The sequence below is a fragment of the Flavobacterium sp. genome (assembly GCF_050696275.1).
Classification (GTDB): Bacteria; Bacteroidota; Bacteroidia; order Flavobacteriales; family Flavobacteriaceae; genus Flavobacterium.
This window is the reverse complement of sequence record NZ_JBOGUT010000032.1, coordinates 1-17,203: the sequence shown is the minus strand read 5'-3', so window position 1 is coordinate 17,203 and position 17,203 is coordinate 1. Positions and strand designations below refer to the sequence as shown.

Here is a 17,203-nt window from a genome sequence, read left to right as displayed (position 1 = left end):
CTCCAAATATATGGATTTATCTCTTAAGCGAGAAATGCCCTTTTATAATATTTCCGTTGGAAAGATTAATTATAAACCAGTAGTCGTCAGAAGGTAAAGAACGGTCATTGAAAGTGCCATTCCAACCGAAAGAATTTGAATTAAATTGTTTGATAAGTTTGCCAAATCTATCAAAAATCGAAATGACTGTATTGGGCTTCAACTGTCCGTTTTTTATAAACCATGTATCGTGGATTCCGTCTCCATTAGGAGTGAAAAACTTTGGATAATCCAACACATAAATTATTTTCGACGGAGTAGGGAGACAGCCATTCAGGTCTTTGACGTAAATTGTGTATTCCCCAGCCGGAACATTTGTAAAATAAGGGCTGTTTTGATAATTGACACCATCAATCGAAAAAACATAATTTCCGCCATTGTCTGTATATGTAATCAAAACAGTATTGTTATCTCCTAAAAATTCTTCAATTTGAGCATCAATATCAGAAGCAGGAGCAGAGGCCTGAACAATAAATTTCTTAGTAGCTTTGCATCCATTGGTATCTGTTACTACAACCGAATAGTTTCCGGCTACAGCCACTTGTGTTTCAAAGTCAAGATCTCCGTTGCTCCAAGTATAAGCTGAAAAATGGCTGTCGACACTCAATGTTACAGAATTTCCGGAGCATATGCCTACAGTAACTTCTTCGAAATTAGGAGGATTGAATGTATGTACGATTAAGTTTATAGGAACTATTCCATAACAATCAGGTCCGTTAATCACTCTTGCATAGATAATCTGCTGATCTTTGGTGGTATTCCGATAAGGATTGCTTAATGCATTTGTTTGATTTATAGCATCTTGAACCGAAGTGAAATAACTTACGGTTAAACCAGCCGGAACCCCTGTTAATTGTACTGGCAAAGTGAATAATGTAATGCCGTCAAGTGGTCCGTCTTCATCACATTTCTCGATATCATCTTGTGGAGGAATGCTGTTATTTGCTATTTGTAATGTTAATGCAGCTATTTTAACACACCCGTAAGCATTGCTGATTCTCGCGTAAACGGTATTTGTTACCGAATTTTGATAGGCTGTTGTATTTTGTATCGGGCTTCCGTTATTTTGTGCGTTTAATGCTGTTTCGAAGAAAGTAATTCCACTTAAACTGTAAGCATTATTCAGATTAAAAACCGAAATTCCGTCGTTGTTGTCATCACACTGCACTAAAGTTTTGTCTGCCAAAGCTGGTAAACCTGCAAATTGAATTTTTACTTCACCGGTTGAAATGCAGGTGCCGTTTATTGTGACTTCAACTGAATAGGAAACAACATTGGTATTTGTGTTATCCGTAACAGCATACGTTGGAGTTGTAATTCCGGTGTCAATTCCGTTTTTAAACCATTTATAGGTATTTGTTCCTGGTTGAGTTGCATTTAGCGTTACATTATCAGAGGAACAATACGGATTATTTGTTGAAATTAACCTGTCAGGGCCTAAATCGACAGCACTTTGGAAACTTCCGGCTTTTAAAAAAATAGCAGAATCATACCTGAAATTTGCTTCATCGGCAATCACTAATTTAATGTGGTATTGCTGGCCTATTTCAACATCAGACTCTGCGGTCATAATAACGGTCTGACCATTGAAATTAGTTGGATGCTGCGAACCATTGTAGCTTCCGAAATACGCTTCATTTTGTGCAGAGCAGCCTCCTGGAACATCAGGATGAACAGAAGTTACTTTTACAGGAACTGTCGTTCCGGGAACTATTGCCAGATTTTGATAAGGTCCGGTACTACCTGTTTTTTTTAATAAAAAAGCAAATCCATCGGAATAGCGGCATTGGGCATTATCATGGTATTCTTCGGAAGCAAAGATATAATCGAAACTTATTTTATTGGTTTGCGGAATAAAATTGAATTCCAAAATAGTCCGGTTTATGGTATTACTAATATTCAATGCCTGTTCTAAATCGGGATCACCCGGCCAATCCATATTATCTCCGTCATCAGAAGTATCATAGTTTGGACCTTGAGCAGAAGAAGCCTTTCCGGTTGAAAGCACTATTCCGCTTGAGAACGGGAAGTCAGGAGAAGTATTCGTAAAATAAGCATAGCTTTTAGAATTGTCATTAAAATCCCCACCATCAACAGAAAAATCAGAAGTTGAGGCACAAGGGCTGTTTATCAATACATTTTGCACTAATTGCTGTGCTGTATAAGACTCATCAATGTTAATATATTGTGCAAAGATTCCTTCGGAAAAAAATAAAGCGGCACTTAAAAAAAGTAATTGTAAACCTGATTTCATAGTGCCGCAAAGATACTACAAATCTCTTTTTTGAAGAATTTTATACGACATTAACATAAAAATAACAGTCCAAACCAGAACGATTAAAATTGAGGATGTATGGACACTATAATCTTTTATGTTTTCTACTCCAATTTGATTTCCGATTGATTTGATAAATGATAGTCTGGAAACAGGCTCAACAATTAGATTAGACATTGATTCGAGTGGAAATGCCGAAAATATTTTTGTGACAATCTCATCATTAGTATTGGAAAAATAATGGTACATAAGTCCACCAGTAATTTTTTCAGCTACAAACCAAACCAATAGAAAGCCTAATGCAAAAGCAGAACGTTTGACTAAAATGCCTAAGAATAGACAAAAAGAAAAGAATCCAACTAATTTTATAAAGTAAGCCAAAAGGTATTCCAAATCGGAAAAAACAATTGAAAATTCGTTATAAGATGAGAAAGAATAACCCAAAATAAGCGTCATAACAAATACGAAAATTGTTGAAACTCCGGCAAAAAGTAAAACAGCTAAAAATTTAGACTTTATAAATTCCGCTTTGTTCATTCCATCGATGAGGTTCTGTTTCAGGGTTCCGTAGCTGTATTCATTTGCCATCATGGAAACAATTACAACAGCTAAAAAGAATTTTAAAATAGACGCCACATAAGTATTGAAATGCCAGATGTAGGGAAAATTAAATATCCCGGTTTCGGCGGCATCAACGTGTATTGGGCCAATGTCGAATTTAATCGAAGCTATTAAAGCAATAAAGGAAAGTATAACAAAATACGTAATGCTTAGCACCCGGCTGGCTTTGTTTTTTAAGATTTTTTGTAATTCTATGTAGAGTAATCGTTTCATTTTTTTAGGAATTAACCCTTTGATTTCGCTCAGGGTGTTGTATTTATTGAATTTTTAAGTTGGTGTTGAATTTCAAATGGTTAGTGTCCATTGGTCAGTTCTAAAAACTGCTCTTCCAAACTGTGTTTCCGTTTTACCAAATGTTGTAAAAAGATATTGTTTTCAAATAAATACCGATTCAAATCCTGTGCTTCCAGATTGTCTTTAAGGTAAACAAATATTTTTCCTTCACTATCCGTTATTTTTTCAACTGCGGGATGATTTTTTAAAACTGATTTTAACGTTTCTATGTTATCCGATTTTAATTCGAAGAAACCTTCTCTGTTAGTCATACCATCAACGGAACCGGAGTAGAGCATTTCACCTTTTCGCAAAACCAAAACATGGGAACACACCTTCTCAACTTCGTCTAATAAATGCGAGGCCAGCAATATTGTAGTTCCTTGTGAAGCGATAAATCGGATAATATCCCGAATCTGATGAATTCCCTGAGGATCCAATCCGTTTGTAGGTTCATCCAGAATGAGGATTTCCGGATCGTTAAGCAGAGCGGAAGCAATAGCCAAACGCTGTTTCATCCCTAATGAAAAGGTGCTGAACTTACTATCCATTCTATCGGTTAAACCAACAAGTTCGAGTTTTTCGATTACTTTAGAATAACTAATGCTTTTAATTTTGCAGACTAATTCCAGATTTTCTTTGGCGGTCATATAAGGGTAAAAGTTGGGACGTTCAATAATAGCGCCCACTTTTTTTAACGCATCGTGTGTCTCACCCGTTCCGTCAAACCAACTGTAACTGCCTGAGGTTTTGTTTACTACATTTAAAACGATGCCAAGTGTTGTTGATTTTCCGGAGCCGTTTGGTCCTAAAATCCCATAAACATTGCCTTTGTGGATTTCCAATGAAAGATTTTTTACAGCATGAACACGCTTGTTATAAATCTTATTAAGATTGGTGATGGTTAGAATAGTTTCCAATATTTTGATTTTTTGATTGATTTTTATAAGACGAATGGGAACAGAATTTGTTACAGCCGCTCTTTAAAGTGCTACTGGCTAATTGAAATCATTCCAGATATCAACTGTCAGACGATAATCACCTTTTTCATCCCGTCGCCACACGTTGCTGTATTTCGCTTTATAAATAAAAAAGGTATCCTTAGTCTTGATATTTGCTTTGATTTTGGTTTCTACAATCCCAACTTCATATACTACATCCGGAGTGCCGTTTATGTCAATCGTTTTGGAATGCATTTCAACCATGTTGTCCAGTCCGCTTTTCCATAAGGAGATAATGCTGTCTCGTCCTTTAACGATACCGGATCCGGGAGAAAGAAAATTAGCATCTTTGGCATAAACGTCTTCCAGCAGAGCTGTATTTTTTGTGGCAATAACCTGGTGGAGTTTTTCATTTTGAGCCTTTATTTTTGCTTTGGCTTCTTCAAAAGTTGGTTTGTCATTACAACTGATTAATAAAAAGATAAAAAAGGAATATTTTAAAAAGGAGTTTTTCATAATGAGAATGAATTGATTGGTTTTTTGGCTGATTGTCATAAGACTGACGAAATTAGAATTTGTTACAAATAAAAATCCCTAGCTGGAAAGCTAGGGATTTGGGTATTTTATGGGGTAAAAAAGGTGAATTTATTTCAAATAAATCTATGCTAAAGGATGTCTTCTTCGGTATAAATTCAGTAATGTTTCATTTACTTCCCGAAGTTCAGGTGTTAAGAATGTTTTTTGGCCTTTTACATCATTTGTCATTTCCAAACGACAAACAGTGCATTCAAACTCTTTGAAATGGGCAGTAACATTTCTGGTTGTAACTAATTTATGGCCAAAAAGAGAACATAGGATCTTTTTGGTAAGAAACTTTCTTTTTATTGCTATTGCCTTCATAATGAGTGTGTTGAATTGTTTAGCAAACGTAATTAATAATCGATAAAGTGACAAATAAAATCGATAAAATGTATATTAATTATTGTAAAGTGCAAAAAAACTTACAAAAAACATTTTACATACTGATTATTAGGCAGTTGTGATTGTTTTTTAAGCTTAAATTCATAAGTAGGATGTTAATTTATCATTATGTGTATTTTAACAAAAAAGAATATAAAAAAAATCCCCAATTACATTGGTAATCGGGGAACTGTATTTTGGTATCAAAAAAATTAACTCTTGTTTTCTTTGTTGAAATAAACGAGATAATAATACATTTGTTTTTCTTCATCCCAGCCTTTTTCCACAAATTTTTCGGCACTTTCAGGATTAATGAAGTCTAATTTTATCTGAATGTTAGTATCCAGATTGATTACATTTTTCATCGATCTTCTTGCATCGGAAACAGCAGCGTTTGCAATAGGGAAACTCGTTAAGTCCTCAATACTGTATTTTTCCCCTTTATCTACTTTGTAATTTTTAAACTCCGAAATAAGATCCGGGTTGTCTATTACTTCGTTCAAGAAATTAGTTTCTTCAAACTGATCATTTTTGGCAAAATGGTTTACAGCACGATTCATAAACATCACTTCTTCTTTTTTATCTTCGGCAGGAAGTACAACTTCTTTGGCAAAATCCTGACAGAACTTCAAGTATTTTTTAGTCATGAAGTTTTCATCCTGAAAAGCATCTACGGAAAGGAAATGCTCTAACCAATATCTGGCATCATAACGATTGCTGTCTACAGTTAAAATTTTATAGCCTTCTTCTTTTTTATAATTGAAAATCAAACAGCCTTTGTCCAGCTTATTAAGGTTGATTCCTTGTTGCAAGATCATTTCAAGCGTACTCTCTTTTTCTTCAAACTGAAGGAAATCGGTTTTAATTTCACTTTTAAAAATTCCGATAGCATCGACCACATTATTATCAATGGAAATATTAGTTAAATAAGTGATATACACTTCTCCATTCTTAATATGCGGATGATTGGACTGTTCAAAAAGATGTTTCGTTATATTCTTTGAAATATTGTGCACATTACCTGGGTTTTCGAAAATTTCCGAAGCCAGCTTGTACATTTCGTTATAGTCTAAATCGACTTCGTGGGCAAATTGAAAATAATTTTCTTCTTTATCACGAAAAGGCTTCAGGAAAAATTCTTTCAATAACGGTACAATTTCATCATTCAATCCATAAGGATTATCAGATAAGAATAATGCTTCGTTACGGCTTTTGTTCCCTACACGGTGTATAGACAAATTTTCAATGTGAGTATTAAACAGATTAATCATTTTTTTTATTTTTTTAGAAGAAAGAACCAAGAAGTAAGACAGATTAAATGTCTCAAATCTTGGTTCCAATATCTCGTTTATAATTCTTTTTTTTGTTTCCGAATTCAGAGCAGTTTTGAATTAGTTCCAGTTTTCTTCAAAACCATAATCTTCAAAACTGTCATCTCCACTGAACATGTCAAGATCGTCTTCGTCTAAATCATCTTCGAATTCAGAATAAAAATCTTCGTTTTCGGCTTCAAAGTTTTTCTCTCCTGACTCCAGTGGCATTTCACCATGAGAAAATAATAAATCAGGGTAGGTTGCTCCGGTTACTTCTTCTTCAACGGCTGCTAATTCTACAAGAAATGTCCACATGTTGATGAAATCGTACACGTAGATGATTTTAGTATTTTCTTCGTCTAAAATATCAGAAAGCACATAGTCGCTCATTATTTTTTGTTCACCAGCGACATCTCCGGTATCAAACATTGGGATTTCGTCTTCCTGATTCCAGGTTTCATCGCAAGTGTAGAAAGAGGCGACTTCCATTCCGTCGAAGCCAAAAGCATTCACGAAAGCGTTGTGTAAATCTTCTAATGTATCATTTTCCAGGATGGCAATATCTCTGAAAATATCTTCTTCGGCATCTAGAATTACTCTGAATTTATAAACCATATTCTTGTGTTTTATTGAAAGGTCAAAGGTAAAATATAATTTTAGATTTACGATTTAGGATTCCAGATTTGTTGATAAGATTTTTAATTAGCTTTGATAGAATTCAATAGGTAAATCATCGGGATCGGAAATAAAGAAAAAGTACTTGCCTGTATAGTCATCTATGCGGATTTCTTCTGAAGCGATACCTTGGGAAACCAGAAATGTTCTGGTACCTCCTATATCATCCGTTTCAAATGCCAAGTGCCGTAAACCGGAAGCCTCCGGTCTTGAAACCCTTTTGGGAGGATCAGGAAATGAGAAAAGCTCAACTACATAATTTCCGCGCAAAGCCAGATCCAGTTTATAAGATTGTCTTTCTTTTCTAAAAACTTCTTGCAGTATTTCCAAACCTAAGATTTGGGTATAAAAGTGTTTCGATTTTTCGTAATCGGAACAAATAATGGCGATATGATGTATTTTGTTTAAACTAAGCATAATGTAAATAAATCATGGAAGGTCAATTTACTTCCGGCCTTTTGCCAGAATTTCAGCATGCAATTTAGGAATTAAAGCTTTTGTATTTTAAATTTTGCTCCTGCGTGCAGCATGCCTGATTCGATTTTTAAATTTCGTAAACTTTTTACTTGTAGGATATTGCCTGTTTGAAGTCATGTTGTTGAAAATCAAAGCTACAACTAAAAGTATTGTTGCGCCAGTTAAAACCGGAGAAATGACATACCAATACCCTAATTTTAGAATGGCCGGCGAACCCGTAACGGCAATAAGAGCAGTTGCTCCACCTGGAGGATGAAGGGTTTTGGTGATTTGCATCATAACGACAGACAACGCAACGGCAACCGCTGAGGCAAGCCAAATTGTATCTGGAAAAAGCTTTGCAGCTGTAACACCAACCAATGCCGAAATAACATGGCCGCCAATAAGGTTTCTGGGCTGTGCCAAAGGACTCTGAATAACCCCGTAAACCAATACGCAGGAAGCACCGAAGGAACCAATAAGGAAAACAAAATCCTGCTTCGGAAACATATTGTATTGCAGGTACGCAATGATTCCCATTCCGGTAAAAGCCCCGGCAAATGCCCAAAAATGCTCTTTAAAGTCTACTAAAGTTTCTTTGTAAAGAACATATTTTGCTTTGCGATAATTGCGTTTTATTTTTTGAGTGGGCATGCTATAAAACGGGTTTGGGCTGGTACGTATAAACAGTAAACGGATAAATTATTTTTGCTGTGTATTTTGCCACCAGACAAACGATACAAATTGGAATAAATAAAGAGTAATCGTTGATTAATCCGCAGGTTAGAAAAATAGCTGTAAAAGGAGCATGAATACTGGCGCTTAACATAGCACCCATTCCTAAAATCATAAAATTCAGGGGAATAACTCCGGCATCAAAAAAAGTATTCAGACAGATTGCTAATAATAATCCGACGAAACCACCAATGAAAATACTCGGTGCAAAAACTCCTCCGTCACCGCCCGCGGCCAATGTAGCCGAAGTAACTATTGGTTTCAGTATGATAATGCCAATGAAAGTCATGGCCAGTGTAATGGTAAAAGTCAAATCGTTTGAATGGGCGATATTTTCTTTAATCGCATGATATCCTTCACCATATAATTGCGGAAGCAACAGCAAAGAAACACTCAAGATAACAGCTGCAATAAAAATCCTGCTCGGATGTTTCTCGATTTTGCCAAAACGTTTCTTGAAGAAAAGTACACATTTGGTCAGATAAACAGAATTCATTCCAGCCACAATTCCCAACAAAATAAAATAAGGAATTGCCTGCCAGTGCCAGCCGTTAAGTGTCACTGTAAAAAGAGGCTTCTCTTCTAAAAAATAGATAAAACCCAAAGCCACAGCTACAGCAATACTACAGGTAATCAGGAATGTTCGGGATATTTTTTTTGAGATGACTTCCCATGCAAATAAAATTCCGGCAAACGGGCTGCAGAACAGCGCTGTAATTCCGGCAGCTACACCAGCACAGATTAATTCAGTTTTGTGACGGTTGAATACATTTTCTTTTTCTTGTGCCACAGAACCAATTGTTGCCGAAGCGACTACAGTAGATACTTCAATTCCAGTGGAACCCCCTGAAACAACGGTGATTAATCCATTGATAAAGTGAGATGGGATTTTATAAAGAGGGAGTCCGTTTTTACGTTGTGAAACCGTATCAAAGATTTCCCGGATGCCTTTATTTTCTTTTTTCTTGAACAGATAATGACGAAGGAAGTAAATAACAGAAAGTCCGATAGCAGGGAAAAGGATGAAATAAAACCCATTTATAGTAGCCTTATTCAGTAAGATTTCCTCGTAATGTTCGGTTAAATGTTTTAATGAAATGGCTAAGAATGAACTTAAAAAACCAATTAAAACAGAAACTGTAATGAGTTTTTGGTATTTAATAAACGTATAATTCTTTTTGACTCGGGCAATATTATTCATAAAAAAGGGGGCGTTCTTTTTATAGGTAAAACAAAAGTAACTACTGAAAATCAAAGTTTTCTTTTAAAAACGTTAAAATTTAAGACGTAATCGTCTGTTCTGTCAGCTGGAAAATCAGATGAGTTTAGATAAAAGAGCAATTTGTCCCAGATGATAAGCATCGTGTTGCAGAATACCATGAATATGTTCGTAATAATTTAATTGATTGTTTGGTTACACCTTATAGAACTCATTTTCGCTGCAGTTTTCAAGAAATGTGATCCATTTATGCTGTGATTCTGCTAAATTTTGAAGCGTTGTTTGCCAAGCCTCTTCAGAAATAACAGCTACTTTTTCGAAATAATTATGTTGCGGTGTGTTAATCACTTTGTCCTGAACTCTTTGCCATACATTTTCCCTCCAGGCTATAATATGGTTTGCGATTTCCCAAATAGAATTGCAGTCTTTGTATTTTTCAGCTGCTTTCTGATACGGAATATTCCGAAGCGTATCCACCAAGTTAATGTCAATCCAAGGTTCACCATTGTACAAGGCGGAAAATAGGGCTGCTATACGTTGCGGTTCTCTCATTTCAATCACAGTAAATTCAGTTCCTTCTTAATCTTAGGAGTCAATTTGTTTTTGACCAGCGTATAAGATTGAGACGCAAAATGTTCCCATTCTTTTGCAGTGAGAAAATTGATATCTTCGACCAAAACCCATTTGTATTTAGCCACATAAGGAGCCGGTTTAAAACCTTTTCGGGTACTGATTTCTTCAAATTCCTCATCAAGCACCTTAAAAGAAGCAGAGGTTGGTGATTGGTTCAAACCTACTACACAAAACATTTTCCCGCCAATGCAAAAGCACAAATCGTTTTGCCATTTAATGTCTTCCGTAACGTGAGGAAGGGTTTTGCAAAGCTGTTGTAGTTCTTCTATATTCATACTAAAATTTGGTTTTAGCGATTTTGTCATGCACTTTAGCTACTTCCATCAAAGAAGCACTGCTGTACCACGGCGTTAATTCGACCTCGAAGATTTTTGCTTTTACGGCCGGATCAGTAGCAACCAAAGCCTGTGCCTCTTCAACAGTAGCAACATTAAAAATAAAAATGCCACGATAGTTGCGGTCGTTTTTCATGAAAGGCCCTGCGACCACCAGTTTACCTTCTTTGGCCAACCGCGTAATATTAGCCATGTGACCAGCAAAGTATTTGGATTTTTCTTCGGCAGTAGCAGTAGTATTTGTTCCCGTTTTAAGGATGCAGAACACATAATGTTTCATGCCATAATCATCGGCACCGAGTTCTTTGGCCAGTTTTTCGTCGTAAACGGCTGTGCTTTCCTGAGCTTTTACCGCAAAAGAACTTAGGCAGATTGCCAGAATAAAAAATATTTTTTTCATGATACTATTGGTTTTTGCGTAGTATCAAAGTTACTCAAACAGAATGGATGTAAAAAGAAAAAAGAAAATCGTTACGAAGAAACTTCCCGAATCTGTTATAATTGCCTATTGCACTTCTGTGAAAATACATTTCGCTTCTGTAATTGAATTTTTCTTTCTGTGATTGTCTGTTTCACTTCTGTGAAAGTTCATTTCGCTTCTGTAACCGAATATTTCCTTCTGTAATTGTCTATTTCACTTCTGTGAAAATCAATTTCGCTTCTGTAACCGAATATTTCTTTCTGTAATTGTCTATTTCACTTCTGTGAAAGTTCATTTCGCTTCTGTAACCGAATATTTCCTTCTGTAATTGTCTATTGCACTTCTGTGAAAATACATTTCGCTTCTGTAACCGAATATTTCTCTCTGTAATTGTCTATTTCACTTCTGTGAAAGCGAATTTTCCTTCTGTAATAACTTACTGCACTTCTGTGAATGGAATTATTGTTATTCAGAAATAAGTAATTATTTTTACGTCCAATTCTTACAAAAGAATAGTAAATCTACTTATGAAAAGCCATTACAGTTCATCCCCGAAAATCGACAATTGGGGAAACAAAAATTTCTCTGCTCAAGGTTTTGATGCAACTTTGCTTCATCAAAATAAACAAACCATGCGAACAAGTATTCACACATTTCTTGAAAAGAGTAAAGCTATTTTTACCATGTGCCTTATTTTATTTTCAGCAGCAGTCTTTTCCCAAACTACGATTTCGGGTAAAGTCACAGATCATAAAAACAACCCACTAGCGGGAGTTAATATTTACATTGACGGAACATACGATGGAGCGACTACGACGGAAGGAGGGGATTTCAGTTTTGAAACGACGACCACAGGAAACCAGACTATAGTGGTCAGCTATCTGGCTTTTGAAACATTGAATATGCCTGTTGTCATTGAAAATTATCAGGCTCAAACCATCAAACTTAAAGCGAGTGTAAACACCCTTGATGCGGTGTATATTTCGGCAGGAACTTTTGAAGCCGGGGAAAAAGCGAGAGTGTCGGTTTTGAAGCCCCTGGACATTGTTACTACCGCAGGATCGGCCGGAGATATCGTGGGCGCTCTGCAAACACTGCCGGGAACACAAACGGTGGGAGAGAGTGGAAGACTGTTTGTCCGTGGAGGAGAATCTGACGAAACACAAACTTTTGTAGACGGTATCAGAGTGGCTCAACCTTATGGAGCGAGTGCAAATAATTTGCCAACAAGAGGCCGGTTTTCACCGTTTTTGTTTAGTGGGATTTCGTTTTCAACAGGAGGTTATTCTGCAGAATACGGAGATGCTTTGTCAAGTGTTTTATTATTGAATACAATTGAAGAACCAGAACAGGAGCAAACTGATATTTCGCTGATGACTGTTGGTTTAGGATTAGGAAATACACAAAAATGGAACAAAAGTTCGTTAAGTGTTAATGCAGCATACATTGATCTGGCACCGTATCAGGCGGCAATTCCTCAAAATGTAAAATGGAACAGAGCGTTCCAGTCCCTTTCGGGAGAAACAGTATACCGTTATAAATTTGATTCCGGAATGCTTAAAATATACGCGGCTTATGACGGTTCACGATTTGATTTGAATCAGGAAAGCATCAATGTGCCTTTTGTAAGCAGAGTAGATCTGAACAATAACAATTTTTATTTAAACACTTCGTACAAAGGGAAATTTGGAAGCAACTGGCAAATCATTACCGGTTTGAGTTATGGTCTTGGCGATACAAAAACATTAGTGGATGCGGACAGAATAAATAGTACGGAACATGCTTCCCATATGAAGCTCAAATTGAAAAAGAGCTTTTCAGACAGAGTGAAACTATCATTTGGAGGTGATTATTTTATCACGAAATACGATGAGAATTTCAATACAGATTTCAGAAACGGCTATGATTCGAATATTGGAGCAGTTTACACGGAAGCGGATATATTCTTCTCCAAAGAATTTGCTGCCAAAGCAGGTGTTCGAGTATCAAACAACAGTTTGCTGCATGAAACAGCGATTTCCCCAAGAGCTTCGGTTGCTTATAAAGTGAGCAATAACAGTCAGTTTTCTTTTGCTTACGGAATGTTTGAACAAGCACCAAAGCAAGACTACTTAAAGTACCATTCGGATTTTGAAAATGAAAAAGCATCTCATTATATTTTGAATTATCAGTATACAGGAGACAAAAAGACACTAAGAGCCGAATTGTATTATAAAGACTATAACGATTTGGTAAAATACGATACGGATATGGCTATGTACAATAGCAATTTTACGAATGGCGGATTCGGTTATGCCAAAGGTTTGGATTTGTTTTGGAGAGACGGGAAATCGATTAAGTTTTTAGAGTACTGGCTGTCTTATTCTTACATTGATTCGAAAAGAGATTACAGGAATTATACTGCTGAAGTGACTCCGGGATTTATAGCCAAACAAAATGTATCATTGGTAGGGAAGTATTTTATATTGGATTGGAAGTCGCAGGTAGGGATTTCCCACAGTTTCAACACCGGAAGACCTTATAACGATCCTAACCAGACACAATTTATGAGCAAAAGAACCAAAACCTACAACAATTTGAGTCTGAACTGGGCGTACCTGCTTACACAGCAAAAAATACTCTACTTTTCGATTTCAAACGTGATGGGGACTAAAAATATTTACAGCTATGAATATTCTAATTCGCCGGATGCTGGCGGAGTTTATAACAGAAGAGCCATTACACCATCAGCAGACCGGTTTTTCTTCGTAGGTTTCTTTTGGACAATCAGCCAGGATAAGAAGAAGAATCAATTGGATAATTTGTAAAAAAAGAATGCTTTCGGACTAAAAAAACGGTTCATCCTTAAAAATCGACAATTCAGTAAGTATAAGTTTTATAAGAGAAGCGTCAGATGTACTTTTACATAGTAATTAGGAAGAAACAGAAAATAACAACAATCAATAAACAATTTAAAACTAAAAAATCATGACTAAAATTTTTACAATGATCACTCTATTTGTTTGCAGTTTATTATCAGCACAAACACAATATGAAAAAGGAATGGGAAATGCCTTAGGAATATGGAAAGACGGGAAGTCGAATGAAGCTTCTGCTTTATTTGAAAGAATAGCTTCAGTAGAAAAAGACAAATGGCTTCCTAACTACTATGTTGCTTTTATCAATACAGTTGAAGCCTTTAAAGCACAAGACAAAACTAAAATTCCGGCGTATTTGGACAAGGCACAAAAAGCGGTAGATGAAGCTTCAATTATAAGCCCTAACAACGCAGAGATTATGGTACTTCAGGCGATGCTTTATACTGCTTGGATTGTTCAGGATCCGATGACAAACGGGATGAAATACTCAAGCAAAGCAATGGAACAGTACTACAAAGCACAAGCTATTGCACCAAACAATCCAAGAGTCGTTTTTTGTAAAACGGAATTTGAAATAGGAGGAGCACAATGGACAGGAGTTGATGTAAAAGCATTATGTAAAGAGGTGGAGAGATCGATTCAGCTTTTCGCAGATTTTAAACCTGAAACGCCATTTCACCCAAGCTGGGGATTGGAAAGAGCACAGGAAACATTGAAAAATTGCGGTAAAAAATAAATAACAGAAGTCGGAATAAGACTCTAATGACGAATTATACAGGCAACTATGGAAAATAAAAAGATACACACGTTTACGGAATTAAGAAAAGGGTCGATACTCTGCTTAAAGATTTCTTTAATTTTTACATTGGTCTTTTCTTTATTAGAGTTTAGTTTCGATTTAAAAGATGTATGTACTACTTTTTTAGTAAGCTCGTTGTATTCTTTCGGAATTGGTTTCGGGAATGGAGTAATAAATGTTTTTCTGGATAAAAAATGGGATTGGCTCGAAGAAACTAATTTAAGAGTGTATTTTGGAATCATATCGACTGTATTATACACAATACCAGTGGTTTTAGGGATTGATTTTCTGACTTTTGTGGTTTTTCAAAAACTGGATCCTTCTGAATTTTTTAATGGCCGAATGATATGGGTGCATTTATTCTATATCATTCTTTCTTTAGGAGTTTCTACTTTTATGCATGCCAGAAGTTTTATGATTAATTGGAAGAATGCTTCGAAAAAAGAAGTAATACAGCAAAAAATCATTGCAGGAACCGCTTCGGCAAAGTTTGAAAGCTTAAAGAATCAGATTGATCCTCATTTTCTTTTCAACAGTTTGAATGTTTTGAGTTCGCTAATTGAAGAAAATCCGGAGAATGCACAAAGGTTTACCTCTTCATTATCTAAAATCTACCGTTATGTGTTAGAGCAGCGGGACAAGGAATTGGTAAGTATAGAAGAAGAGCTCGCTTTCGCTAAAACGTATATGAACTTACTCAAAATGCGTTTCGAAAACAGTATTTTCTACGAATTGCCTGAGAAAGTGAATAATCCGGAAGCCAAAATAGTGCCACTTTCGTTACAATTACTGCTGGAAAATACCGTAAAGCATAACGTAGTAAGCGAAAAAAGACCATTACAGATACGGATTTTCGAGAAAAACAATTGTCTTGTGGTGCAAAACGATTACCAGAAAAAAGAAGTATTGAAAGATCGACAGGGAGTAGGGCTGCAAAACATCATCAGCCGATATGCCATCCTTTCGGAGAGGAAGGTGATTATTACGCAAAGCGAAAAAGAGTTTACAGTAGAATTACCGCTATTAACCAAACAAGTAGGTATTATGGAAGCAAAATATAACACCGCAATTGAAAACAGCTATTACAGAGCAAAGAAACGAGTGGAGGCCATTCGTGGGTTTTATGGAAGTTTCATTTCGTATTGTATAGTCATTCCGGTTTTAATATTCATCAATCTGAATTATATGCCTAAATTTCAGTGGTTTTGGTTTCCAATGCTGGGCTGGGGAATGGGATTGACGATTCACGGATTTGGAGTGTTCGGATACGGTTCGAAATGGGAAGAACGCAAAATCAGGGAAATCTTAAATAAAGATAAAGACAAAAGAAACTGGAAATAATCATGGAAAAAGGAGGTAAAAAAGAAATGCAAAACGAATTCGAAAAAATCGCCTTGAAAAGAGTGAGAAAAATACGGAGGTTTTATACTCACTTAGGGATTTACAGTATTGGAGTAGTTGTTTTTATTTTAAAAGAATATTGTAATGCTCCATTCAACTTTCCTCCGATACATTACATCAACTGGTTTTTGATGACCTGCTGGACGTTCGTATTAGTTGTTCAGGGACTTAAACTTTTTATAAGAGAAGTTGTCTTGGGGAAGGATTGGGAAAACAGACAGATTGATAAAATTTTGGAATCAGAACCTAAAAATATAAACAAAAAATAATCATGGAAGAACGCAATTTTACAGAAGAAGAACGCTATGGCAGAGCGAAAAAAAGGGTAGAAGAAATAAAAGGATTTTACGGAAACCTGACTGCTTATATTGTGGTGAATTTATTTCTTATGGCAATAAATTTACTGACATCACCGAATCATTTGTGGTTTTACTGGCCTATGCTGGGTTGGGGAATAGGAGTGATTTTTCACGGGCTGCGGGTTTTTAATTATATGCCTTTTTTAGGCAAAGATTGGGAAGAACGCAAGATGAAGGAATATATGGATGAGGAAGAAAGACGTAAAAACGAATGGAAATAATTTTGCTATGGAAGAGTATAAAGATAATTTAGACGAGCGTTATGCTGACGCAGAAAAAAAAATAAGACGGCTTAAAGGGTTTTATTCCCATCTAGCCGCTTATATCACGGTAAATATCCTGATTGTAATTTTAAATATCAGTAATTTGGAACCAGGGGAGAGTTATTTTAAATTCGAAAACTTTTTCACTGCTTTCTTTTGGGGAATAGGGTTGTTTGCCCACGGAGTGAGTGTTTTTGGCCATCATTTGATCTTCGGAAAAAAATGGGAAGAAAGAAAAATCAAAGAGTTCATGGATAAAGAGCAGCACGAAAAATGGGAGTAATTATTACAATATCGTAAGAATATGAATATCATTATTATTGAAGACGAAAAACCTGCCGCAAGATTGTTACAGCGTAAGGTGGAAAAATTAGGATTAAATGTTAATACAATGTTGCATTCGGTAGAAGAATCGCTGGATTGGTTCCAAAACAATGCACATCCTGATTTGATTTTCCTTGACATTCAGCTTTCTGATGGATTGTCGTTTGAGATTTTTGAAAAAATTGCTATAAAAAGCGCTGTGATTTTTACTACGGCTTACGATGAATATGCATTGAAAGCTTTTAAACTGAACAGTATTGATTATTTATTAAAACCAATTGATGAAGATGATCTGGAAGGCGG

At 35.9% G+C, this 17,203-nt stretch carries 20 protein-coding genes; 7 read left to right on the top strand and 13 right to left on the bottom strand.

Annotation, left to right across the window (positions count from 1 at the left end; translation table 11 throughout):
* Positions 1 to 16: 16 nt before the first annotated feature.
* The 13 genes from ACRDEC_RS14310 to ACRDEC_RS14250 all read right to left on the bottom strand — a co-directional run bounded on the left by ACRDEC_RS14310 (position 17) and on the right by ACRDEC_RS14250 (position 10,875).
* Positions 17 to 2,293, bottom strand: a complete 2,277-nt coding sequence (locus ACRDEC_RS14310; protein ID WP_431499041.1) for a choice-of-anchor L domain-containing protein — start codon at positions 2,291 to 2,293, stop codon at positions 17 to 19.
* A 15-nt stretch (positions 2,294 to 2,308) separates the two neighbouring features.
* A complete protein-coding gene (locus tag ACRDEC_RS14305; protein ID WP_431499040.1) occupies positions 2,309 to 3,148 on the bottom strand; it encodes an ABC transporter permease in 840 nt (279 codons plus the stop codon).
* An 80-nt stretch (positions 3,149 to 3,228) separates the two neighbouring features.
* Positions 3,229 to 4,128: an ABC transporter ATP-binding protein gene (locus ACRDEC_RS14300; protein ID WP_431499039.1), complete on the bottom strand. Its 900-nt coding sequence runs from the start codon at positions 4,126 to 4,128 to the stop codon at positions 3,229 to 3,231.
* Between the two features lie 78 nt (positions 4,129 to 4,206).
* Positions 4,207 to 4,704, bottom strand: coding sequence for a YybH family protein (locus ACRDEC_RS14295; protein ID WP_431499038.1), 498 nt, complete (start codon positions 4,702 to 4,704; stop codon positions 4,207 to 4,209).
* A gap of 105 nt (positions 4,705 to 4,809) precedes the next feature.
* Positions 4,810 to 5,049: a DUF1660 family phage protein gene (locus ACRDEC_RS14290; protein WP_431499037.1), complete on the bottom strand. Its 240-nt coding sequence runs from the start codon at positions 5,047 to 5,049 to the stop codon at positions 4,810 to 4,812.
* A gap of 272 nt (positions 5,050 to 5,321) precedes the next feature.
* Positions 5,322 to 6,380, bottom strand: coding sequence for a nucleoid-associated protein (locus tag ACRDEC_RS14285; RefSeq protein WP_431499036.1), 1,059 nt, complete (start codon positions 6,378 to 6,380; stop codon positions 5,322 to 5,324).
* A gap of 120 nt (positions 6,381 to 6,500) precedes the next feature.
* Positions 6,501 to 7,037, bottom strand: coding sequence for an IS1096 element passenger TnpR family protein (locus tag ACRDEC_RS14280; RefSeq protein ID WP_431499035.1), 537 nt, complete (start codon positions 7,035 to 7,037; stop codon positions 6,501 to 6,503).
* Positions 7,038 to 7,124: 87 nt separating this feature from the next.
* Entirely contained in the window at positions 7,125 to 7,514 is a 390-nt protein-coding gene (gene gloA2, locus ACRDEC_RS14275) for an SMU1112c/YaeR family gloxylase I-like metalloprotein (protein WP_431499034.1), read from the bottom strand.
* A gap of 87 nt (positions 7,515 to 7,601) precedes the next feature.
* Positions 7,602 to 8,207 carry an HPP family protein gene (locus ACRDEC_RS14270; RefSeq protein WP_431499033.1) on the bottom strand — a complete coding sequence of 202 codons (606 nt, stop codon included), beginning with the start codon at positions 8,205 to 8,207 and terminating at the stop codon, positions 7,602 to 7,604.
* A 1-nt stretch (position 8,208) separates the two neighbouring features.
* A complete protein-coding gene (locus ACRDEC_RS14265) occupies positions 8,209 to 9,489 on the bottom strand; it encodes a chloride channel protein (RefSeq protein WP_431499032.1) in 1,281 nt (426 codons plus the stop codon).
* A 213-nt stretch (positions 9,490 to 9,702) separates the two neighbouring features.
* A complete protein-coding gene (locus ACRDEC_RS14260; RefSeq protein WP_431499031.1) occupies positions 9,703 to 10,059 on the bottom strand; it encodes a DinB family protein in 357 nt (118 codons plus the stop codon).
* Positions 10,060 to 10,064: 5 nt separating this feature from the next.
* Entirely contained in the window at positions 10,065 to 10,415 is a 351-nt protein-coding gene (locus ACRDEC_RS14255; RefSeq protein WP_431499030.1) for an MmcQ/YjbR family DNA-binding protein, read from the bottom strand.
* Between the two features lies 1 nt (position 10,416).
* Positions 10,417 to 10,875, bottom strand: coding sequence for a YciI family protein (locus ACRDEC_RS14250; RefSeq protein ID WP_431499029.1), 459 nt, complete (start codon positions 10,873 to 10,875; stop codon positions 10,417 to 10,419).
* A gap of 653 nt (positions 10,876 to 11,528) precedes the next feature.
* Here ACRDEC_RS14250 and ACRDEC_RS14245 point away from each other — a divergent pair.
* The 7 genes from ACRDEC_RS14245 to ACRDEC_RS14215 all read left to right on the top strand — a co-directional run.
* Complete coding sequence (locus ACRDEC_RS14245; RefSeq protein ID WP_431499064.1) at positions 11,529 to 13,703, top strand: TonB-dependent receptor; 2,175 nt, start codon at positions 11,529 to 11,531, stop codon at positions 13,701 to 13,703.
* 160 nt (positions 13,704 to 13,863) lie between these two features.
* A complete protein-coding gene (locus ACRDEC_RS14240) occupies positions 13,864 to 14,490 on the top strand; it encodes a tetratricopeptide repeat protein (protein ID WP_431499028.1) in 627 nt (208 codons plus the stop codon).
* Positions 14,491 to 14,538: 48 nt separating this feature from the next.
* Positions 14,539 to 15,894 (top strand): histidine kinase, encoded by a 1,356-nt coding sequence (locus tag ACRDEC_RS14235; RefSeq protein WP_431499027.1) that lies wholly within the window; start codon positions 14,539 to 14,541, stop codon positions 15,892 to 15,894.
* Between the two features lie 2 nt (positions 15,895 to 15,896).
* Complete coding sequence (locus tag ACRDEC_RS14230) at positions 15,897 to 16,223, top strand: 2TM domain-containing protein (protein ID WP_431499026.1); 327 nt, start codon at positions 15,897 to 15,899, stop codon at positions 16,221 to 16,223.
* 2 nt (positions 16,224 to 16,225) lie between these two features.
* Positions 16,226 to 16,534 carry a 2TM domain-containing protein gene (locus ACRDEC_RS14225; protein ID WP_431499025.1) on the top strand — a complete coding sequence of 103 codons (309 nt, stop codon included), beginning with the start codon at positions 16,226 to 16,228 and terminating at the stop codon, positions 16,532 to 16,534.
* Complete coding sequence (locus ACRDEC_RS14220) at positions 16,500 to 16,859, top strand: 2TM domain-containing protein (protein ID WP_431499024.1); 360 nt, start codon at positions 16,500 to 16,502, stop codon at positions 16,857 to 16,859. Before ACRDEC_RS14225 ends, ACRDEC_RS14220 begins: the two co-directional genes overlap by 35 nt.
* Before the next feature lie 21 nt (positions 16,860 to 16,880).
* On the top strand, positions 16,881 to 17,203 hold a 323-nt coding region (locus ACRDEC_RS14215), incomplete at its 3' end, for a LytR/AlgR family response regulator transcription factor (protein ID WP_431499023.1).